Annotated in this window: 15 protein-coding genes and 1 tRNA gene; 2 read left to right on the top strand and 14 right to left on the bottom strand. The window is 61.3% G+C overall.

Annotated features, from left to right (window positions below; genetic code table 11):
* Nucleotides 1-92: 92 nt before the first annotated feature.
* The 7 genes from ACODTY_RS21970 to ACODTY_RS21940 form a co-directional block, all read right to left on the bottom strand.
* Complete coding sequence (locus ACODTY_RS21970) at nt 93-968, bottom strand: MBL fold metallo-hydrolase (RefSeq protein ID WP_488996311.1); 876 nt, start codon at nt 966-968, stop codon at nt 93-95.
* Between the two features lie 2 nt (nt 969-970).
* Nucleotides 971-1765: a TatD family hydrolase gene (locus ACODTY_RS21965; protein WP_488996310.1), complete on the bottom strand. Its 795-nt coding sequence runs from the start codon at nt 1763-1765 to the stop codon at nt 971-973.
* Nucleotides 1765-3315, bottom strand: a complete 1551-nt coding sequence (gene metG, locus ACODTY_RS21960) for a methionine--tRNA ligase (RefSeq protein WP_488996309.1) — start codon at nt 3313-3315, stop codon at nt 1765-1767. The genes ACODTY_RS21965 and metG overlap by 1 nt, the downstream gene beginning before the upstream one ends.
* An 87-nt stretch (nt 3316-3402) precedes the next feature.
* Nucleotides 3403-4455, bottom strand: coding sequence for a DNA polymerase III subunit delta' (locus ACODTY_RS21955; protein WP_488996308.1), 1053 nt, complete (start codon nt 4453-4455; stop codon nt 3403-3405).
* Nucleotides 4452-5126, bottom strand: a complete 675-nt coding sequence (tmk, locus tag ACODTY_RS21950) for a dTMP kinase (RefSeq protein WP_488996307.1) — start codon at nt 5124-5126, stop codon at nt 4452-4454. The genes ACODTY_RS21955 and tmk overlap by 4 nt, the downstream gene beginning before the upstream one ends.
* A gap of 101 nt (nt 5127-5227) precedes the next feature.
* Complete coding sequence (locus ACODTY_RS21945; protein ID WP_488996306.1) at nt 5228-6397, bottom strand: D-alanyl-D-alanine carboxypeptidase family protein; 1170 nt, start codon at nt 6395-6397, stop codon at nt 5228-5230.
* Nucleotides 6398-6521: 124 nt separating this feature from the next.
* Complete coding sequence (locus tag ACODTY_RS21940; RefSeq protein ID WP_488996305.1) at nt 6522-7763, bottom strand: septal ring lytic transglycosylase RlpA family protein; 1242 nt, start codon at nt 7761-7763, stop codon at nt 6522-6524.
* Nucleotides 7764-8067: 304 nt separating this feature from the next.
* Here ACODTY_RS21940 and ACODTY_RS21935 point away from each other — a divergent pair.
* A tRNA-Ser gene (locus ACODTY_RS21935) sits at nt 8068-8157 on the top strand.
* Nucleotides 8158-8496: 339 nt separating this feature from the next.
* Here the strand turns inward: ACODTY_RS21935 and ACODTY_RS21930 are convergent.
* The 7 genes from ACODTY_RS21930 to ACODTY_RS21900 all read right to left on the bottom strand — a co-directional run bounded on the left by ACODTY_RS21930 (nt 8497) and on the right by ACODTY_RS21900 (nt 18791).
* Nucleotides 8497-9210 carry a M48 family metallopeptidase gene (locus tag ACODTY_RS21930; RefSeq protein WP_488996304.1) on the bottom strand — a complete coding sequence of 238 codons (714 nt, stop codon included), beginning with the start codon at nt 9208-9210 and terminating at the stop codon, nt 8497-8499.
* Entirely contained in the window at nt 9207-12587 is a 3381-nt protein-coding gene (locus tag ACODTY_RS21925; RefSeq protein ID WP_488996303.1) for a type I restriction endonuclease subunit R, read from the bottom strand. Before ACODTY_RS21925 ends, ACODTY_RS21930 begins: the two co-directional genes overlap by 4 nt.
* Nucleotides 12584-13819 (bottom strand): restriction endonuclease subunit S, encoded by a 1236-nt coding sequence (locus ACODTY_RS21920; RefSeq protein WP_488996302.1) that lies wholly within the window; start codon nt 13817-13819, stop codon nt 12584-12586. Before ACODTY_RS21920 ends, ACODTY_RS21925 begins: the two co-directional genes overlap by 4 nt.
* Nucleotides 13812-16499: an N-6 DNA methylase gene (locus ACODTY_RS21915; protein ID WP_488996301.1), complete on the bottom strand. Its 2688-nt coding sequence runs from the start codon at nt 16497-16499 to the stop codon at nt 13812-13814. The genes ACODTY_RS21920 and ACODTY_RS21915 overlap by 8 nt, the downstream gene beginning before the upstream one ends.
* Nucleotides 16500-16621: 122 nt before the next feature.
* Nucleotides 16622-17014: a hypothetical protein gene (locus ACODTY_RS21910; RefSeq protein WP_488996300.1), complete on the bottom strand. Its 393-nt coding sequence runs from the start codon at nt 17012-17014 to the stop codon at nt 16622-16624.
* Nucleotides 17011-18339, bottom strand: coding sequence for a recombinase family protein (locus tag ACODTY_RS21905; protein ID WP_488996299.1), 1329 nt, complete (start codon nt 18337-18339; stop codon nt 17011-17013). Before ACODTY_RS21905 ends, ACODTY_RS21910 begins: the two co-directional genes overlap by 4 nt.
* On the bottom strand, nt 18336-18791 hold the full coding sequence (locus tag ACODTY_RS21900) for a DUF2924 domain-containing protein (protein WP_488996298.1): 456 nt from the start codon (nt 18789-18791) through the stop codon (nt 18336-18338). The genes ACODTY_RS21905 and ACODTY_RS21900 overlap by 4 nt, the downstream gene beginning before the upstream one ends.
* Nucleotides 18792-19126: 335 nt before the next feature.
* Here ACODTY_RS21900 and ACODTY_RS21895 point away from each other — a divergent pair, with 335 nt between their 5' ends.
* Complete coding sequence (locus ACODTY_RS21895) at nt 19127-20440, top strand: hypothetical protein (protein WP_488996297.1); 1314 nt, start codon at nt 19127-19129, stop codon at nt 20438-20440.
* Nucleotides 20441-20672 lie beyond the last annotated feature (232 nt).

Here is a 20672-nt window from a genome sequence, read left to right as displayed (position 1 = left end):
ATACGACAAGCCATTGGTATCGCTGCGAAGTCGCAGTTCAAAATAGAACGCACCCGCGCATATGCAAAAGTCGCATAAGATAGATTATGGAACTAGCGATAACCCAGAGACCGGGCTTTTGCGGTATCTTTGCCCATATCGTCCCAGCCAGATGCCAAGGAACTCAGCAGTTCGATGACCATGCCGTCGTATGCAGGTTCGACATGCGCCGGCGTCTCTGCGAGAACTGTCGCATAATCCAGCGGTACGTGCATATGCGTAAGCACGGCTTTGGCCGGCTTCAGCCGGTCGATCCACTCGAGTGCTTCGCCAAGCGAAAAATGGCTTGGATGCGTCCGATACTGCAAGGCATCGATCACCAGCGCGTCCAAGCCTTCCAAACGCTTCACTGTCGCTGCCGGAAACCCGCTGACGTCAGGGCAATAGGCCAGGCCGCCGATCCGGAAGCCCAGCGAAACAATGTCGCCATGGACCTGCGGCAGCGGTTCAAAGGTGAGGGCGCCGCCCTCGCCGCCGATCACTACCGGCCTGTCGTGTTCGATGGTCCGCGCCCATAGGATCGGCGGATACGAGCTGCCGGGAGGCGTCTCGAAGCAGTAGCCGAATGCCTCGCGCAGACGGGCCATAGTGCGCTCATCCGCATAAATGTCGATCAGACGCCTCTGTTCGAGCACATAGCCGCGTAGATCATCAATCCCGTGGATATGATCGGCATGCGGATGCGTGTAAATAACCGCATCGATGCGTTTGACATCGGCCATCAGCATCTGCGACCTGAAATCCGGCCCGGTATCTATGACGACGGTGGTTTTCCTGCCGTCGGCCGAAATGCGCTCGACCATGGCCGAGGTCCGCATGCGGCGGTTCTTTGGATTCTGTGGGTCGCAGTTGCCCCAGTCGCCGGTTATGCGGGGTACGCCGGGCGACGATCCGCATCCCAAAATCGTCAAGCGCAGCCGATCGGACACGTCTAGCCACCTTGCCTGTCGGGATGCGGTATCTTCTTGAACAATTTGAAGAAATTGTCGGTCGTGAGCGTGGCGATTTCGTCCTCGCTCACGCCTATCGTCTGCGCCAACACCTTTGCTGTGTCGGCGACGAATGCCGGTTCGTTGCGCTTGCCGCGATGCGGCACCGGTGCGAGATAAGGTGCATCCGTTTCGACCAACAGCCGGTCGTGCGGGACGGCGGCGGCGATCTCGCGCAACTCGGCCGAATTCTTGAAGGTCACGATGCCCGAGAATGAAACATATCCGCCCAAGGCGACGCCCACCTCCGCCAAGCGCCTGCCCGACGAAAAGCAATGTAAAATGAAGGGGAAAGCACCCTTCCCTGTTTCTTCTTCAAGGATCGCGGCGACGTCGTCGTCTGCGCTGCGTGCGTGGATCACAAGTGGTAGGCCCGTTTCGCGCGCGGCAGCAATATGGGTCCGGAATCCCTGGATTTGGGCCTCGCGCGGCGCATAGTCATAGTGGTAGTCGAGGCCAGCCTCGCCGATTGCCACCACCTTGGGGTGCCGGGACAACTCGATAAGATTTTCCGTTGTTATATCAAGCTCTTCGCCTGCATTGTGTGGATGCGTGCCGATCGAGCAAAAAACTTCGTCGAATGTCTCAGCAATTTCAAGTATTTGCGGAAATTTCCTGACATGCGTCGAGATTGTCACCATGAGGCCGATGCCGGCTGCCTTGGCGCGGGCGACGACAGCCGCCCGCTCCTCGGCAAAGTCCGGAAAATCAAGGTGACAATGGCTGTCAACGAGCATCAGGCGTTGGCTTCCTGCTCGACATAGCGCGGAAACACCGGCTGTGGCGCGGGCAGTGCTGTACCTGTCGCCAACGCATGTGCCTCCGCGACATGCGCAAAACTCCTCGCATCCTCGGCAACAGCCAAAATGTCGAGCAGCTTCGCCGCGGAGCCCGGAATGTAGGGCTGGCACAGGATCGCCACGCGCCGGATCGTTTCGGCAGTAACCCACAGCACAGTTTCCATGCGCGCCGGATCGGTCTTCTTCAGCGCCCACGGCTCCTGAGCGGCGAAATAGCGGTTGGCTTCGGCAACCACCGCGAAGATCGCCGCAAGTGCGTGATGGATCCCCTGCTCCGCCATCGCCTTGCGAGCAATGGTGAGTGCTTCGCTTGCCTGGTCGAGGATAGCCTTGTCGGCATCCGCGAATTCACCACGCGCGGGCACCACGCCGCGGCAGTTCTTTGCGATCATCGACAGCGAGCGCTGCGCAAGATTACCGAGGTCGTTGGCAAGGTCTGCGTTGGTGCGGTTGACAATCGCCTCATGGCTGTAGCTGCCGTCCTGCCCGAACGGCACTTCGCGCAGGAAGAAGTAGCGCACCTGATCGAGGCCGTAATGCTCGACCATGGAGGCAGGATCGATGACGTTGCCCAAAGACTTCGACATCTTCTCCCCGCGATTGAACAGGAATCCATGACCGAAAACGCGCTTCGGCAATTCGATGCCCGCCGACAACAGGAAGGCCGGCCAGTAGACGGCGTGGAAGCGCACGATGTCCTTGCCGATGATATGTGCATCGGCAGGCCAGAACCGCCATTTCTCATCCTTTTCATCAGGATAGCCGACGCCTGTAATGTAATTTGTGAGCGCATCGACCCACACATACATGACATGCTTTTCGTCGCCCGGCACAGGCACACCCCAATCGAAGGTGGTGCGCGAGATCGAAAGATCCTTCAGGCCGGACCTGACGAAACTTGCAACCTCATTGCGCCGTTCGGTGGGGCCGATGAAGTCAGGCTGGTTCTCGTAGAGCGCCAGAAGCTTGTCCTGATAGGCGGAAAGGCGGAAGAAATAGCTTTCCTCCTCGACCCACTCGACAGGCGTTCCCTGCGGGCCGTAGCGAACATTGTCCGCGCGCACCTCGGTCTCTTCCTCGCCGTAATAGGCTTCGTCGCGCACCGAGTACCAGCCCGCATAGCCACCCTTGTAGATGTCGCCGTTTGCCGCCATTGCCTTCCAGATGGCTTGCGAAGCCGCGTAGTGGCGTTCTTCCGTGGTGCGGATGAAATCGTCGTTGGAGGCGTTCAGCACCGTCGCCATGCGCTTGAATTCCGCGGCATTGCGGTCAGCGAGTTCGCGCGCCGAGATACCTTCCTTTTTGGCCGTCTGGAGCATCTTGATGCCGTGCTCGTCGGTGCCGGTCAGGAAGAACACGTCCTTGCCGTCGAGGCGCTGGAAGCGCGCCAGGGCATCGGTCGCGATCAGTTCGTAGGCATGGCCGATATGCGGCTTGCCGTTCGGATAGGAAATGGCTGTGGTGATGTAGAAAGTGTCGCGTGACATGAAAGGGACCGTATGAACCTGCGGGGAGGAATGGGCGGTGGATATCGCATCGGGGCAGCAATTGCCATCCCGAAGCAAAGCCGAGCATCACATTCGCAGCGCAGTATTCAGGCGGTCGATCATCGTCAGTGCGTGTTGTTTCTTGTCGAGATTGTAGGTCTCGGTCTCAATTATCGCGTCGCGCGCATTCTGCCAAGTGTCCGTCAACGCCTTGGCGCGACCAAGGTCGCCCGCAAGCGCGGCTTCGCTGGCACTGCTCGATAGAAGATCAAGCGCGCGGCGGTTGAAAATGTCGAACGGAATGGCCCGGTCTCGACCGGCGACGGCATCAGCAAGGCGATGCGCCTCGCCCGTGCTCGCGCGCCTGGAGCGAACAAGCGTGTCCAGCGCATCCGCAATCTCCAGCCCGCCATACTGGGTGAGCAGGATGGCATTGCGCACGCTGCCCCCTGCCCGCTCGGCAAGCGAGGCGAGGGCCGAAGGATCGGCGGCCTCAAGTTCCATGCTACCAAGGACACTGGCGAGATCGCCGGTGTCGAGCGGCGCAAGCCGAACGATTTGGCAACGCGAGCGAATGGTGGGCAACAGCGAGCCCGGCGCGTGCACGACAAGGATGAACAGCGTGCGCGACGGCGGCTCCTCGAGGTTCTTGAGCAAGGCGTTGGCGGCACTCGTGTTCATGTCGTCGGCCGGATCGACGATGACCACCCGGTAGCCGCCGTCATGCGAGGTCAACGACAGGAAACTGCTGACCTTGCGGATCTCGTCAACCGTGACCACCGATTTGTAGGTCTTGGTCTTCTCGTTGTAGGGCCGCGTGAGATGCAAGACCGACGGGTGCGCGCCCTGGGCGATCTGGCGAAACAGCGGCGATGCGGGGTCGGGAGATGCAAGCGTTTCAGGCGACGCCTCGCTGCGCGCGTATTTCAGCAGATGATTTGCAAGGTGAAACGCCAGCGTCGCCTTGCCGATGCCCACCGGCCCGACAAAGATCAGCGCGTGCGGCATCTTGCCGGAACGATACGCGGAGACCAGCATGTTGGCCGCGTCCGTATGGCCGAGAAGCCGCGGCGTTTCCGACGGCTCCGGCACACCTTCCAGCGTATCATGCTGCTCCGGCGCGATCCGTTCGAAGATCATGCGGGTGCTGCCTGCTTGATGCCGGCGGTCATGCGCGCTTCCAGCCCACCGAATACGGCCGTAGTTATGGCGTCTTCCACCTCGCTCGGCGACCGGGACGCATCAATTACCACGCAGCGTTGAGGCTCGGACGCCGCAATCGCAAGAAAGGCCTCGCGCCGCTGTTGATGGATGGACACGGTTTCCTTTTCGAAGCGATCCGGGACGTCATTGGGAGAGCGGCGAACCGCTGCCCGCTTCAAGCCCTCGGCGGGATCGATATCGAGAATGAGCGTCATGTCCGGCACCATGCCGTTGATGGAAACCTGCTCAACAACCTCCATGAAGGCCGGATCGAGACCGCCGGTCACGCCCTGATAGACGCGCGAAGAATCGATGAAGCGGTCGCAAAGGACGATCGCGCCCCGTTCGATGGCGGGGCGGATAACCTGCTCGACATGGTCGGATCGCGCGGCGGCAAACAGCAGCGCCTCCATCTTCGGCCCAAACGGTTCGGCTGCGCCCGACAACAACACGTGGCGGACCGCCTCGGCACCCGGCGAACCGCCGGGTTCACGCGTTACGAGAATGGCGTATTTCTTGGCGCGCAGCTTTGCTGCAAGCAACTCGATCTGGGTTGACTTGCCGGCCCCCTCGCCGCCTTCGAAAGTTATGAAGAAGCCTTTTGCCACTGGTCGACGCTTCGTCCTGTTGTCGTCTTCCTCTTAGTGCGGGCAGATCGAAAGGTCTACGTTGTCAAAGCAGTCCGTCAGCTAATCCGCAGGCGCGGATGTTAACGCAACCAGCCGATGGCCAGTTCCTCGACCGCGTCGAGCGCGCGGCTTTGCAAGGTGCCGACCTCAACGGTTTCGGCGGCGAAAAGCGGGGTTTCCTGGCTCAGCGTATCGCCAATCCAAACACGCAAGGTGCCGACCGGCTGCCCTTCTTCCACCGGAGCCGAAAGCGGACCCTGATAGATGATGCGGGCCGTGACCTTGTCGCGATTTGTGATGGGCAAGAAAATGTCGATCGGGCCCTTGGCCTTGAGAGCAACGCCTGACTTCGTGCCGCCATAAACCTGAGCCTCGCCCGCCACCTCGTCGGCTGCGAATATCTCGGTTTTTTCAAACGAACGCAGGCCCCATTCGAGCAACTTGCGCGCCTCTTCGGCACGTTCGCGATCGGACGCGAAGCCGCTCATTGCCGCGATGACGCGTTTGCCGCCTTGGTTGACCGAACCGACAATGCCGAAACCGTTCTGTTCGCTGGCGCCGACCGCCAATCCATCCGCGCCGATTTCCATGGCGAGCAGCGGATTGCGATTGCGCTGTGAAATCTTGTTCCAAGTGAAGTCCTTTTCGCCGAAATAGCGATAGAGGTCCGGGTATTCGCGCCAGAGATGATGCGAGAGCTGCACCAGTTCCCGCACCGTGGTCACCTGCCCTTCGGCCGGCAAGCCCGTCGAATTCACGAAGGTCGATTTCGCGAGCCCGATTTCTCGCGCGCGCTCGGTCATCTGCAAGGCGAAGTTGGTCTCCGACCCGGCGACGCCTTCAGCAATGACAATGCAGCCGTCATTGGCGGATTGCACCGCAATGCCCCGGATCAGGTCTTCGAGGCGAATGGCCGACTTTACCGCAGCAAACATGGTCGACGTGCCGGAGGGAGCACCGCCCGTGCGCCAGGCATTTTCGCTGACGACAAAGGTATCCTCGCGCGTAAGCCGGCCCGACTTGATGGCGTTGAAGGCGAGCTCCAGCGTCATCAACTTGGCAAGCGAAGCTGGCTGGATCGCCGCATCGGCATCTTTGGAAAAAAGTACTGTGCCGGTTTCGGCATCGATCATGAATGCTTGCGTTGCCTTGGTTTCGAACAATTGGGCTGCAGCTTCATTCACGGTCGCGGCTACGAACAGCGCAACAGCCAGCAAGCCGAAAATCGGTGTGCGCCAATCGTGTGTCATAAGAAAATTGCCTTGTTCGGTCGCAAGCCATCCGCTGGGATGGGGGAAGCTACCAGCCCCCTGCCCTTCAAATCAACCGATGATAAGAGTTCTCCGGCACCTGACATGCGATCTAATCGCCAGATCAGTTGCGCACCACCAGCGCGTCCGGCGCACCGTGCGTCCATGCCGCCTGGAGCATAGCGTCAAGCCCGGCGTGGCCGTCCGCATAAAGATTGACCGAATGCCACGTCTTGCCGTCGAGTTCAGCCTTCTGGACTTCCACCTTACCGAATGGCCGAAGCTGCTCGGCAACTCGCATCGCATCGGCGGCGTTGTCGAATGAACCGGCGGCAATATAGTCGCCAGTCGGGGCGGCATCGGCCGCAGTTGAGGCATTGAGACGTTTCCACGAGGCGGTTACGTCTGCGGGCGTCATTTTGGCGCTGGCCAGGGCAGCGAATGCACCTGCTGCGCGCTCGATACGCTCGTCTGCATAGGAAAGCGTGGCAATGGCGAACGGCGTCTGTTCAGGCAGGTTCAAATCCGGTCTCTGCTGAACGATAGGCCCGAAGTCAGGCAGTACGACGTAGCCGACCGACGGTGCCTGCGCCGTCATGAAAGTTGGCTGGGCCGGAACGGAATCGACAAGCTGTCCGGGAAACGGAACCGCCAGCGAGCCGAGCGCCGCACTTGGCGTCGAGCCGTTCATGGCGATCATGACGCCGGTGGGCAGTCCAACCGAAGGATCGTTCGGCCGATTGCCGGGATTATAGGACGCCATCAGATACTGGTCGTCGTCACCATCCAGCGGTGCGCGACCGATGTAATCGACCTTTACCTTGGCGGTTCCGATGCTGGCATAGTCGAGCATTTCGGCTGCGCGCTTGGAAAGATCGATGATGCGGTTGCCGTGATAGGGCCCGCGATCATTGACGCGCACGATGACCGAGCTGCCGTTGGCGGTGTTCGTAACGCGCGCGTAGCTGGGCAACGGCATGGTGGGATGCGCCGCCGTGAGATGCTCGGTATCATAGATCTCGCCATTGGCGGTAAGGCGGCCGTGGAATGCATCGCCATACCAGGAGGCTGCGCCGACCTTGGAATATTTGCGGTCTTCCTTGGGGTAGTACCACTTGCCGGCGACCTGATAGGGCTTGCCCAACTGGTCACGACCCCCGCCTCGCCTGATGCCATCACGGCCAAAGACAACGCGCGGGCTGGCTTTGACGCCGTATTTTGATTCCGGGAAATATTCCTTGGAGCGGGTTTGCTGGGCAACCTGCTTCGGCTGCGGCGTTCCGCAACCGGCAAGCAAGGCTGCACATGCCGAAAACGACACGATGGTCATAGTGCGACGAAGACGCAGTCGCGCCACAGCCTGCATGTAAGACTATCCCCTGTACGATTCGTCATGAGCGCCGTTGCAACACACGCAACCACCCTGACGAAACTACCCACTTCCTAAATCCGCACCCTCATTTGCGCAGGAATTGTTTATTTCCTTATTAATCGAATGTGACGGGAAACCGGCAGCATTGTGGCAAAGGCCTGCATTTGCGCCCTATTCGGCGTAGTAGACCGTACCGGATCGAACATTGTGCAGATGTCCAGCCGCGACCAGTTTTTGCTTCTGGCATAAGTTCGATTGACGTAGCCCGTCACCAAACGCTAAAGCGCTGGGATGTGCTGGATGGGTGGCCGAGCGGTTTAAGGCACCGGTCTTGAAAACCGGCGTGGCAGTGATGTCACCGTGGGTTCGAATCCCACCCCCTCCGCCACTTGCCCCCGCGAAAGCGTTCTCTCGGTCCGGCTGCGGCTGGAATTTTCCGCTGTTTTCGGGGGTTAAGCAGGTGGGGCTGAGCACTGGCTTGGCCGCCAGATGGCCCGAAAGCGTTTTCTCCTGGCCGATATTCTCCGGACCTGTGAACTGCGCGGATTTAGTGAATTTTCCGCAGGCCATTGAAAAAGCGAAATTTTCCTGTATCGGCGTGTGAGCACTTCGACCTCAGTAGCGTTCGCCATGATGGAACCGAAATCGAACTCTGGCCCCTGTCCTGGTTGGCATCGTATCAGTTGCCACCGTCATGGTTGATCCGGAGGTATGAAACCTGTGGGGATCACAGTTCTCCACCCTTTTCCCTCAGCCACTTCCGGCGCTCTTCGAAATCGGGCATTGCGACGCCAACGCACTTCCAGAAATTTTGCGAGTGATCCGGAACCTTGATGTGCACCAGCTCATGGACGACGATGTAGTCTATCATCCTTGGCGGCAGCTGCATTGTTCGCCAGTGGAAATTCAAGGTTCCACCCGAGCTGCATGAAGCCCATCTGAATCCAAGATCCATGACCTGGACAAATCGTGCCGGCTCAACCCCGACAATACGCTTCCACCTGCCAACGATGTCATTCAGGTATGGGTGACCGGCTCTGGTATAGTAATCGGCAATCCGCTTCGCGCCTGTGGAAGCTTGCTCTCGCCTGAAAAGAAGCCGATCTCCCTCAAAACGGATGGCGGGTATGCCAGGGCAATCCTTTGGGACGTCGACGAGTTTGAGACGGTAGTGCTTGCCCAAGAAGTGGAACCCCTCGCCATCGACAAACTCAGGTTTGCGAAAGACGTCCTCGCGCGTTGGCTCTCTCTGTTCAGCGAGCTTCTGATGCACCCATACAAGCCTTGATCCGATCAGCGTCGCAGCCTGATCGAGCGCTACGTCTTGAGGCAGGTGAGCCACGAGCGACTTGTCGCGCTCGACGGTAAGGCCAATGGTCTTTCGCCGCTGACTTCGCTTCACTTGGAAGACCAGGTCTTCGATACGGATTGTTTCGCTCATGGCGTGAATGCCGCACGATTTGCTCTTGCAACACCCATGCAGTCGGAGGAGATCGCGTCCAAATCTCCGAAATCGAAGATGTTGCTGTGGTCGAGGCGCTGAAATATCGATCGTCGCGCTTCTTCCTGGCCGACGGCGTTATCCCAAAAGCCCGCGACGCTGCTTTCTTCTCGCAAGTGCTGCACAATCCCGGTGGCCAGCTCGGCCAGCTCAGCATCTCGATCATCTTGGCCATACCGCATCCGCAGGATTCCGAAGATTGGGGCCTCGGTATGGGGTGCTAGACCCTGGCCTGCCGACCCAACTCCGGAGCCGGCCGTCGCTTCATCGATCAGGCTCTGCAACTGCCGGGCAATCTCATCCCAGTCTTGGTGATGGCTGGTGAGGATGCCCTCAAGGCGATCACTGAGGCTCTTGTACTTCGCCGGATCCCTGTCGAAGGAGATTGAGATGTGATGGCGAAGCGCATTCTCCATATCAGCTGCCTTCGCGCGATCACTGGTCTTGCGCGCAACCTCTGCGGCAAAGTTCGGATCCAGTATTTCGATCGGGGGCACCTTGGGATCGATGCCATGCGCCCGAATGAAGGCGTCGAGCATGGCTTGGACCTTGTGTGCAACGCCGCGCACATCGAGGGATCGGTCCCGGTAGAGGTTCGCGGCTGCCTTTGCGATGAACGCGTAAATCTTCACGTCCTTCGTGAATGGCCGGGCCTCTGGGCGGGGCATGAGCGTGTCGAACAGGCCGACGAGCCTCTTCACGAGAATGAGGAATTGTGCCCGAAACTTCTGGTCCTTGAGTTTTGCGACGCACGCATTGACGTACGCTTGCAGGTCAGAACCAAGGGTAATTCCGACATCGGCGAAGTGCTTGACCACCGCATCACGCGCTTGTCGAAGCTCGGGCAGGAGTTCTTCAGGCTTGCCAATGCCGCCGGTCAGGTCACTCTGATCTTCCGCGTCATAGATCGCCAAGGCGTCCGCGAGATTCTTTCCGACGCCGTAGTAGTCCACGACGATACCGAAGCGCTTGGCCTCCCCAGCTGTCCGGTTGGTGCGGGCGATGGCCTGCAGCATCTCGGCGCCCGAGATGGCCCGGTCGAGATACATCGCCTGTTCGACCTTGGCGTCGAAGCCGGTGAGCAGCTTGCTCTTCACCACCAGGATCGCGAGAGCATTCTGCGAAAGCGGCTTCTTGAAGCGTTCGATCCGCTGCTTCGTCTCCGTCGCGCCGCCCCAGGCTTTCAGGTGAGGCAGGTCGTTGTGGTCCACAGAGATGACGGCCGCGAATTCGAGCGACTTGATCGTGTCGAGGTACGGCAGCGCGTTGGCAAGGAACGCCACGTCGCCGCCTGCGTCCTGAGCGATCTCGGGGGCGATATCCTTCAGGATGTCCGCTGCGCCTTCGATGGCGGCAACGATCTCATCACGGGCGTCATTCAGCGCATCGACGTACTGGACAGCCAGCTCCCTGCTCGATGCGACAAGCTGCGCCTTCAGGTCGTTCGGAAGGATGTTGACGATGTAGTGCCGCAGCACGTCGATCGCCTTGGCCTTCAGCGGGTCGGCGGCGTTGAGAACGCGCGCGCGCGTCGCGTAGCGGTCCTTGATCGCCTCCCGTTCGTCGTGCGATTTCCCGGCGAAGGTGGCATCGAACAGCCCATCCAGCGTGCCCCTGTCGGTGACATCCGCCTTCAGCTCCCGACCCTCATACAGGATCTTCACGATGGCACCGTCAGCCTCGGCATCGCGGAGCAGGTAGCGGTCAATGTAGGTGCCGAAGATCTCCCTCGTCTTCTTCTTGTTCCTCTCCTCGATCGGCGTTCCCGTGAATCCGATCCGCGCGGCATTCGGCAGGGCGTCCAGAAGGTTCTGGTGAAGCCCGCTAGTGTGCGAGCGGTGCGCCTCGTCAATCAGGACAAGGACGTCGTCGCTTTCGTTCAGCACGGGGAACGCCTTTCGCTCGCCGATCTTCGCAACGAGCTTGCCGGACCGCAGCTCGTCGGTCTTCGCCGGGAGGTTCTCGCCCGTGGGGTCGGCAAGCTCCTCGTTCTCGGCCGCGAACACGATCTCCTGCTCGTCACCGTCGCCGTTCCGTTCCTGCAGCTTCTGGATCATCACGAACACGAGGTCCGGCTCCTGCCGGCCCAGATGGGTCTTCGCGCCATCAGCGTTCCGCGCGACGCGCATGACCTGGCCGGCGAGCTTTGCCGTCTTCGACAGCTGGTCCTCGAGGTCGGTCCGGTCGGTGACCACGACCACCTTGAACCGACGGAGTGCAGGGATCGTCCGCAGCTTCTTGACCAGAAACACCATGGTCAGGCTCTTCCCCGAGCCCTGGGTGTGCCAGATGATGCCGCCCCGGCGATCGCTCATGCCATCCTGGCGGCGGGTCTTGCCTTCCTGCAGGCGCTGCAGCGCAATGTGGACCGAACGGAACTGCTGGTAGCGTGGCACCACCTTGATGCGCACGCCGTCATCCGTCGTCATGTAGACGGTGAACGAGCGCAGTGCGTCGAGCAGAAATTCCGGTCGCAACAGTCCCGCGGCGAGAACTTCCTGCTGCACCAGTTCGGTGCCAGGCGACTTGCCGATCTCGCCGCACACTTCGTCATTGGCGGCGCGCGTCTGCTCGATGCCGACCGGCTTGACCGACCGCCACGGTAGGAAGTCGTCAGGCCGTGCGGTGACCGAGCCGACGCGAGCGTCGTAATAGTCCGTCGCGACAAGCAGATGGTTCGTCCAGAACAGCCGCTCTGCGCCCTCGTTCTTCTCCGGCACGCGGCGGTTGGCGTAGCGACGCATCTGGTCGATCGCGGCGGCTATGGGGTCGGTGACGGCCGGGCTCTTGGCCTCGATCACCACCAGCGGCAGGCCGTTCACGAACAGGACGACGTCGGGCACGATGAACCCGCGGTCACCGACAGCGCCGGGCGGGTCCACGCGGAACTGGTTGACTGCGACGAACTCGTTCTGGTCGCCCGTCTCGAAGCCGATGAAGCGCACGCGGCGCTCATGCTCGCCATCGGGACCCGAGACATTGACGCCGCGCACGATCCTGTCGTGCAACTCCTCGTTGATGGCGATGAAGTCCCTCGCGGTCGGCCGTTCGAGCTGCGAGATCGCCTGGTTGATGCGGCGTTCATCCAGCCATTCGGACCCGTCGTCGTTGCGGTTCAGGCGGCGCAGCGCTGCCTCGAGCCGGTCGCGCAGCAACGTCTTCTGGAAGGTGTCGCGGCCGAGCAGGTGATAGTCCTTGCGGCCGGTGCTCGGGTCCTCGTCGGCGCCCTCGACATGGGTCCAGCCCATGACCCCCAGCTGGCGCAGGAGGGGGCGTTCGACGACGTTCAGTTCGTCCAGACGGTCCTGCTGGCTCATTCGGCAGCCTCACGGATGGCCAATACAGGCTTGCGGCCGGTGAGGAGGTCATCGCGCAGACCAAGCCGGAGTGCCGCCAGCTTCCCGCGCTCGGACATAAGAGCGTCTATCTCGGCCTGCAGCGCATGAACTGCCTTCATCGCATCGACCTGGTCGGCATGCGGCAGCTTCCTGAGAGGGAGGCGGAGAAGGGACGTGCGGGCGATGTTCTTCATGCTTCCACTCGTCCCGGTCGCTTCGCCGCTGATGAACGCGCGAGCCTGCCGGGTCTGCAGGATGGTGGCCACCCATTCCGGCAAAATGCCCTCATCTTCCTTCACTCGGAGGGCCCAGAGGCGATCCGGCAGAAACAGGCCCGGATGATCCTGATCCACGAAGGCGTTTTCGCCAACCAACTGCGGCGTGTTCATGCGGCTGAAGACGATGAGGCCTGCCTCGACGGGACACTTGAGGCGGCTTACCTCGCGCGGCCAGACCGCCTTCGACTCAAGTGGCCTGAAGCGCCCGCCGCCGACCGCGCTGGTCTTCAGAACGCCATATTCTCCCGCCGACGGCGGCCGGTCGTCTGCGTTCACACTGCAGCCGGACGAGATCGAGGCAACAAGGCCCGCAAGCGTGTCAGTAGCCTCGGATCGCCCGATTTGGGCGGGCACTGCGATTAGGTCGTCGAGCAGACCGAGCCGTGTCGTCTGCAGCTTCTCTATCCCTTCGTCAGTTTCGAGGATCGCGTTGTCGAGGGCGTCGAGAATGTCGGCGATCAGGCTCTGGCTTGGCCCGTCTACGGCTCCCAGCTGCACGCGCAGCAAGTCCGACTCGTTGATGGCAGGATAGTTTGAGCCCACCTCAAACTGCGCAACCTGCCGCTTGAACTCGTTGAGAAACAACGAGTGGAAAAGAAAGCGCCCGTCAGCATCATCTTTCGGCGAAAGCACGGCGAAGCCGGTGGAGCCGATCACAGGTAGGTCGGACGGTTCACGCAACATACCATGACCCATCAGGCCCGGCCGGACGGTCGAGAAAAGCACGTCGCCAGGTTTAACAATGCGGCGCGCGCGGCTGGGGCTGTTTGCGTAAGTGAGTGCTCGGGTTTTCTGCCAGTCAATCTTGCCCTGGTTTGCGCTACTCAGGTCGACGTATCGGAATCGGAATTCGGCTGGCGTTTCTCGCCCGAGACTCTGCGTGTTGACATAACAGTATTGGCTTAGCGGCTTCGTGGTGCTGGGATCAGGCATACCTGAGCTCCTTCAGGTAGCTGTCGAGCAAGGTCTTCGCGTCGATTCTGCGCCCTTCGATGTTGTTCAGGCTGACGCGATACTTGTCCCAGAGGCGCTCCACCTCAGCCACCAGCGCGCCGACACGGCGGGCCCGGGCACGTTCGAGCCGGTCGAGCAGCCGCTCGCGATCAATGTCGAGCACCAGTTCGCAGCAATCATCGTCGTCCAGTTCGGCCCGTGCGGCCGTCAGCCGCTCGACAAACGCCGCCTTGAGCCGCCGCAGGGTGGCGCGCGCCTCCTTCAGCTCTTCCTTGATCGCCTCATAGGGGTCGAGCATGGCGTCGATGATCTCGGCCTCGTCGACCAGCGGCGCGAGGCGGCGTTCGATGGCTGCCAGTTCGGCCTCGAACTCCCGCACATCCGTGCCCTGCGCGCGCATCCAGTCGATGGAGCCCTTGGACGGTTTGCCGGTGCCCGTGGTTTTAACCAGCTCCTTCCGACGCTTGTCGTCGTCCTTCATTTCGGCGCGCAGTTCCTTGCGCCGCTTTTCCAGTTCCTTGGCGAGATTGCTGCCTTCCTCGGCCCCGTCCAGCCAGTCCTCGGCGCCCTCGACCCCGTCGCCGGTCTCCCAGGCTTCTTTCTCGGCCTTGACCCGCTCGACCTCGGCCTGCGCGGCGGACAGTTCGGTGACGTAGTCCGCCATGCGATGGCGCACGAAGGGATGGGCGAGCAGCTCCTCCAGCGTGACCTTCACGGTCTTCTTGGCGTCGCTGTCCTCGTCGTCGTCCGCCTCTTCATCCTCCAGCGCCGAGCGCAGCGTCTCGACCCAGCCGTCGACCAGTTCGGCGAACCCGTTTTCGACGATGACGCGCAGTTCGTAGCGGATTTCGTCCCACCAGCCCGCGATGGAGGCCATGAGCGCATAGCGATCGAGGCAGCCAACTGGCAGCATGGCGGGCTCGAAACTGTCGAGCAGATCGCGCCGCAGCGGCATCAGACGCTTGCTTTCGGGAAGCTCCGCCAGCCCGGTCCGCGCCAAAGACCACCAGGCATCGAACGCGGCGACCATCTCATGCCGCCGGGTCGCAACGCCCGGGTTGGCTTCGACGAGGGCGCGGATTTCAGCCCGCTTCGCCATGGCGTCCGCGAACTCGGCGTAGTCCGAACTGCGGTCGACGAATGGCGTGTCGACGTCGAAGCCCTGCGCTTGCGCGTGCGGGCGGATGGTCTCGATCTCCCGCTTCGGCACGCCGCCATGGAGGTGGGCGCGCACGTCATGGGGCTCGGGCGGCGGGCTGCTGTCGGCATAGCGACGGATGTTCAGATTCCCCGCCTCGTCCTCGATAATCGCCTTGTTGTCGACCACCGCCGCGAAGCCCGGCACGTCAGCGAATGCGTCATGGGCGCTGACGATCTTCTCGATGTGCTCCGGGTCGATGAAGTTCTGCGCGCGTCCCTCGCGATACTCGCGGTCCGCGTTGATGAAGAGCACCTTGCCCTTGCGCGCGTCCGGCTTGCCGTCGGGGTGGCGCATCACGAGGATGCAGGCCGGGATACCGGTTCCGTAGAAGAGGTTCTGCGGCAGGCCGATTACGGCCTCGATGCAGTCCTCCTTGAGCAGTGCGATCCTGATCTTCTTCTCTTCGCCGCCGCGGAAGAGGACGCCGTGCGGCATCACCACCGCCATCTTCCCGGTCTGCTTGAGGCTCGCCAGCATGTGCTGGGCGAACATGAGGTCGGCCTTCTTGCCCGTTGTCGGGCACCAGCCAAAGCGGAAACGGTCGCCGAACTGGATGCCGCGCTTGCTGTAGTTCTGGCTGAAGGGCGGATTGGCTATCACCCGGTCGAACCGCATGAGGCGACCGTCCTCGATATGCTTCGGATCAACGAGCGTGTCGCCGTTCCGGATGTCGGCGTCGGGGATGCCATGCAGCAGCAGGTTCATCCGGCAGATGGCCCAGACCGCGCCGTTGTCCTCCTGGCCGTAGAGGCTCAGGCGCCGGCCGTCATGCTGCAGGGCGTAGTCGTAGCCCTGGTTCAGCATGCCGCCACTGCCGCACGTGGGATCGTAGAGCGATGTGCCACCCTGCGGATCGAGGATGCGGACCATCAACTGCACAACGCCCCGCGGGGTGTAGAACTCGCCCGCCTTCTTGCCGGCGGAGTCCGCGAACTCGCTGATCAGGTATTCGTAGGCTGCGCCGAGGAGATCGGGAAATTCGAAATCCTCGTCCAGCAGGCGGTACTTGTTGAAGTGGCTGATGAGGCGGCGAAGCCTTTCATCCGGAATCTCTGACTCGCCAACCTTGCGGGCGAAGTTGATGTGGCCGAGCACCCCGTTGAGGGCCTGATGGTTGGAGTTCTCCAGTCCTGCCAGAGCCTTGTTCAGCTCATTGGCGACGCCTGTATGCACGTCATTGAGGAGCCGGTCCCAACGAGCGACCGGAGGGACAAAGAACGTCTTGGCATAAGACGACGGATGATCCGCTCGCTGCAGCGCTTCCTGCTCGGTCCGTCCGTGCGCCCGTTGTTCCTTGATTATCTTTTCTCTCTGCTGCTCGAAAACATCCGAGCACCGCTTGAGGAACAGAATGCCAAAAATATACTCTTTGAACTCCGACGCATCCATCTTGCCGCGCAATATGTCGGCTGCGGCGAACAGATGGCGTTCGAGTTTTTCGAGAGTTAGTTTTGCCAATTTCGTCCCCGCGATGGTAGATAAGTAAACGGTCAGCGAAAAGTCGAACTGCCCGACCCAAGCCCAAGATTTGATTAGCCGATCCAGACGTGCGGGGAAAGGATGTGTTGGCCGCGCTCACATCATGCGCTCACCTGGAAGGCTCCGATCTGCTCCTTCCAAGCCAGTGGGAACGGCTCCAGCAGCACCGCAGCCCTCACCTCCGGCCCCTTCGTTCCGTCCAGAATCGCCTCCACGATGTCGGGTGCAAGCAGCGATAGCCGCAGGACACGGTTGATATAGGACGGCGCGATTCCCTCGCGCTCCGCCAGTTCGGCAACTGTGGCGAACTCGCCCGAGTCCAGCATCCGCTTCCAGCGGAAGGCGCGGGCCAGCGCCTTGATCAGGGTGCTGTCCGTCTTGCGGGGCGGTGCGACGCCCTCGGGCAGCTGCATCTCCTTGCGTCCGCCGCGCTTCACGAGGCGGAACGGGACGTGGACGGTGACGGTCTCGGGGATCGGCATGGCGCGGGTCATGCGGCTTCTCCAATGTTGGTGGCCATTTCGCGTGCCAGGCCGGCCAGCCCATTCATCCGCAGGCGGACATTCAGACCTTCGTTGCCGATCTCGACGCGCTCGACCAGCAGGGCCACGATGCGCGCCTGTTCGGCGGGAAACAGTTCGTCCCACAGCGGGTCGAGCCGGATCAGCGCCGCGCGGGCATCGGCCTCGGCCTCGGTGATCTCGCCATCCTGCACCCGCGCGGCTTTCCACGTGCCCGCAACGATTTCCGGCTGACGAAAAACCGTGCGAAGTTGGTCGATGACAGTGGCCTCGATCTCGCCTGCGGGCACGCGGCCGACTGGGCATGATCCGGCGCCGTGTTTCAGCACGGTCTGGCTGACATAGTAGCGATACAGCCGCCCGCCCTTGCGGGTGTGGGTCGGCGAGAATGCCGCGCCGTCGGGCCCAAAGAGCAAACCCTTCAGCAGCGCCGGCGTGTCGGCGCGGGTGCGTGCCGCCCGCTTGCGCGGGCTTTCCTGCAGGATGGCGTGAACCTTGTCCCATAGCCCGCGGTCGATGATCGCGTCATGCTCGCCGGGATAGCTGTCGCCCTTGTGGACGGCCTCGCCGATATAGGCGCGGTTCGACAGCATCCTGTAGATGTACTTCTTGTCGATCCGGTTGCCGCGTGGCGTGCGGATGCCGCGTGCGCCAACCTCCCGCGCCAGTTCCGTGCAGGAGCCGATCTCGATGAACCGGGCGAAGATCCAGCACACATGCGTGGCGGCTTCCGTGTCGACCAGCAGCTTGCGATTCTCGACCCGGTAGCCGTAGGGCGGCACCCCGCCCATCCACATGCCCTTGCGCCGCGAGGCCGCGACCTTGTCTCGGATGCGCTCGGCCGTTACCTCGCGCTCGAACTGGGCGAAGCTAAGCAGGATGTTGAGCGTCAGCCTGCCCATGGACGTGGTGGTGTTGAACGACTGCGTCACCGAAACGAAAGTCACGCTGTTGCGGTCAAACACCTCGACCAGCTTGGCGAAGTCTGCCAGCGAGCGGCTGAGACGGTCGATCTTGTAGACTACCACCACGTCGACCAGCCCATCCTCGATGTCTTCCAGCAGGCGCTTCAGGCCGGGCCGTTCCAACGTGCCGCCGGAGATGCCGCCGTCGTCATACTGGTCGCGGACCAGCACCCAGCCTTCCGACCGCTGGCTGGCGATGTAGGATTCGCAGGCCTCGCGCTGGGCGTGGAGGCTGTTGAATTCCTGCTCCAGCCCTTCCTCGGAGGATTTGCGGGTGTAGACAGCGCAGCGCAGCTTGCGGACGGGTTTCGCTTTCTCTGACGGCTTCGTCATGCCCGCCCCCTGTGGTTCCTGAGCCCGAAGAACACCCAGCCGTTCCAGCGCGTGCCGGTGATGGCGCGCGCGATGGCGGACAGCGACTTGTAGGGCCGCCCCTGCCATTCGAAACCGTCGGCGGTGACGGTGACGATCTGCTCTACGCCCTGCCACTCGCGCAGCAGCCGCGTGCCGGTGATGGGACGGTCGCGATCGGCTCGGATGCTCCGCTTCCGCTTGTCGCCTCCGTCCAGTTCCTCGCCCAGCCGTTCCAGCCGCAGGATTGTCTCCGGTTTCAGCCCGCCATAGGCGAGCTCCTGGATACGGTAGGCCAGCCGGGATTCAAGGTAGCGGCGATTGAAGGCCGGTGGCTCGGTATCGAACAACTCGCGCCACTGCTGCTTCAGGTCGGGCGTCGGCGAGGTCTTCAGCGAGGCCAGGCGTGCGGGAATTGGATCGATGATCGTCATGCTGTTCTCCGGTCGCTTGGAGTTGCATGACGGCATTGGTCGAGCGTGAAGTCGACGCAACTATTCTCCCTTTGGGCAGATAGTCTGCTTGACTGTCGCGCATGCAGCCGGATCAAACCAGCGGCTAATATCGTCGCGATTTCGGCCAACCGTTCGGCCGGGGACAAGAGATTTGGTGAGATTGGGTTTGGGCCAGACAAATCAGTTCTATTCCGGATCTCGGTAGCCGAGATTTACCGGTCTCAAACTCGTCGTACCATCTGGCTTCGAATTGCCGTGGATTGGCGCGCAGAAAACTGCGATGCTGCGCACTATTGCGTACGGTACCCTTGCCCATGCCGGACTTGATTCCAGAAGGCTGCATTTCCCTGCGCGCGGCGTATGATTCGTTTGTTTTGGGCCTCTGGTCTGGCCACGACCCCGTGGCCGAACTTCACGACAAGATCACCTACAAGGAGTGCCCGCCGCAAATTGTGGCCCCGAGCAAAGCTTCCCTGGATAAGGTGACCAATTCTCTGTTGGCCGAGTTCAGGAACGCTTTCGCAACGGGCTCGCTGAGCGCGTTGGTGAGGGTAGCTGGTGCTTCCGAGAATTCTGCCATTCCCCAAGATTCCTGGGGCTCGGTGTATTTCCCCGAACGAGCCTTCCTGGAAGACCGAATCGTGCACCGGCACGGCGGGTATTGGGACGGCCTGGATGGGCGTACGCCCTTTGTCAGACTACGTGACTTCGACCCCTGGCTGGCGGCGAAGATTGATCGAAAACACAATACCGAAGCGGTTCCTTCACCATCCATCCAAGCGTTACGGACACATTTGATCGGGCTTGCCGCGAATGGGCTCCTGGCCTCCGGCGAAATCGAGCAACTCGCATCAAAATGCGGGCTTTTACCCATTGCGTCGAGACCGCCGGAAGGAAGTTGCGATCCGATGGGCCTGTCCCATTGGACATTGGCGATGGCGGCGTCATGGATCGCCTGGCGCGACATCAGTTGCGTGCGCGAGGCAATGGACGCTTATCGATCCGACTGCTGGGAATGGACTTCGTTTAATCGACGATTTCTCGACGGTGACCGTTCCTACGAGATATCTGGCGAAGAGCTGGTAACGCTGGCGCCGCTGAGCCTCTCACACCTTTGCGGACTGGAGGCCGTCGGTTGCGATGCATGGGATCGCCCCATGCTCATGTCCATCAAAAGCACGCGCGAGACGCTCTGGCGGCATTTGGGCCAAGGAGACATCTCAGCGGCAGCCGTCGATGATGCTGGTGATCATGTGATCGTACCCCCACATCAATGGGCCGCCCTAGAGATTGCGGAAAGCCGAAGCGGCCAAGATTACCTCGTGTTCTCACATGACGCCACGTATCCGGCCTACACCCGGGTTGCGATTCCGAGAACCTCGATACTCTCAATTTGGGTTGGAGCAGCCGATCTCATGGCGAGCGCGAGCCCGGCCGAGACCCCGACACCAAAGGAAAGGAGACAAACCAAGCTTGAAGCTGCCCGACAGGCTCTTGCGGACCTCTATCCAGAAGGCATTCCGGCCGGCCTGACTGCCAAGGAGAGACTGACCGCCGTCAACGATCATCTTAAGGGGATCGGAAGCAGCGGTGTTTCCCTGACCACCATTTTACGCGCGCTCGGCTAACCAGTAACCGCGTCAAAATTAGCCAAATTGCGCCAAAATCGATTTGGACGGTTTGGCGTTTCGACGATCCGCGTATTCGCCCCATCCTGCCGTCAGAAGCCGCCAATCTCGTCGGCCGCAACTGACAGGCAGAAAATGCAGACGTCGACAAATAGTTCAAACGCGAACCCCACCTATCTCAACCAACAGGAACTTGCCCGCCGGTGGCGGCTGAGCCCGCGCACGTTGGAAC

The sequence above is a fragment of the Mesorhizobium sp. FG116 genome (assembly GCF_057809835.1).
Note: the sequence above shows the minus strand (reverse complement) of the source record. Positions and strands in the feature narration are given on the sequence as shown.

Bases quoted from the DNA above. Each gene is read 5' to 3' on its own strand.
- ACODTY_RS21965 (WP_488996310.1), bottom strand. From the start codon at position 1,765: ATGCTCGTTGACAGCCATTGTCACCTTGATTTTCCGGACTTTGCCGAG.
- metG (WP_488996309.1), bottom strand. From the start codon at position 3,315: ATGTCACGCGACACTTTCTACATCACCACAGCCATTTCCTATCCGAAC.
- ACODTY_RS21955 (WP_488996308.1), bottom strand. From the start codon at position 4,455: ATGATCTTCGAACGGATCGCGCCGGAGCAGCATGATACGCTGGAAGGT.
- ACODTY_RS21945 (WP_488996306.1), bottom strand. From the start codon at position 6,397: ATGACACACGATTGGCGCACACCGATTTTCGGCTTGCTGGCTGTTGCG.
- ACODTY_RS21940 (WP_488996305.1), bottom strand. From the start codon at position 7,763: ATGCAGGCTGTGGCGCGACTGCGTCTTCGTCGCACTATGACCATCGTG.
- ACODTY_RS21930 (WP_488996304.1), bottom strand. From the start codon at position 9,210: ATGAGCGAAACAATCCGTATCGAAGACCTGGTCTTCCAAGTGAAGCGA.
- ACODTY_RS21925 (WP_488996303.1), bottom strand. From the start codon at position 12,587: ATGAGCCAGCAGGACCGTCTGGACGAACTGAACGTCGTCGAACGCCCC.
- ACODTY_RS21920 (WP_488996302.1), bottom strand. From the start codon at position 13,819: ATGCCTGATCCCAGCACCACGAAGCCGCTAAGCCAATACTGTTATGTC.
- ACODTY_RS21910 (WP_488996300.1), bottom strand. From the start codon at position 17,014: ATGACCCGCGCCATGCCGATCCCCGAGACCGTCACCGTCCACGTCCCG.
- ACODTY_RS21905 (WP_488996299.1), bottom strand. From the start codon at position 18,339: ATGACGAAGCCGTCAGAGAAAGCGAAACCCGTCCGCAAGCTGCGCTGC.
- ACODTY_RS21900 (WP_488996298.1), bottom strand. From the start codon at position 18,791: ATGACGATCATCGATCCAATTCCCGCACGCCTGGCCTCGCTGAAGACC.
- ACODTY_RS21895 (WP_488996297.1), top strand. From the start codon at position 19,127: ATGCCGGACTTGATTCCAGAAGGCTGCATTTCCCTGCGCGCGGCGTAT.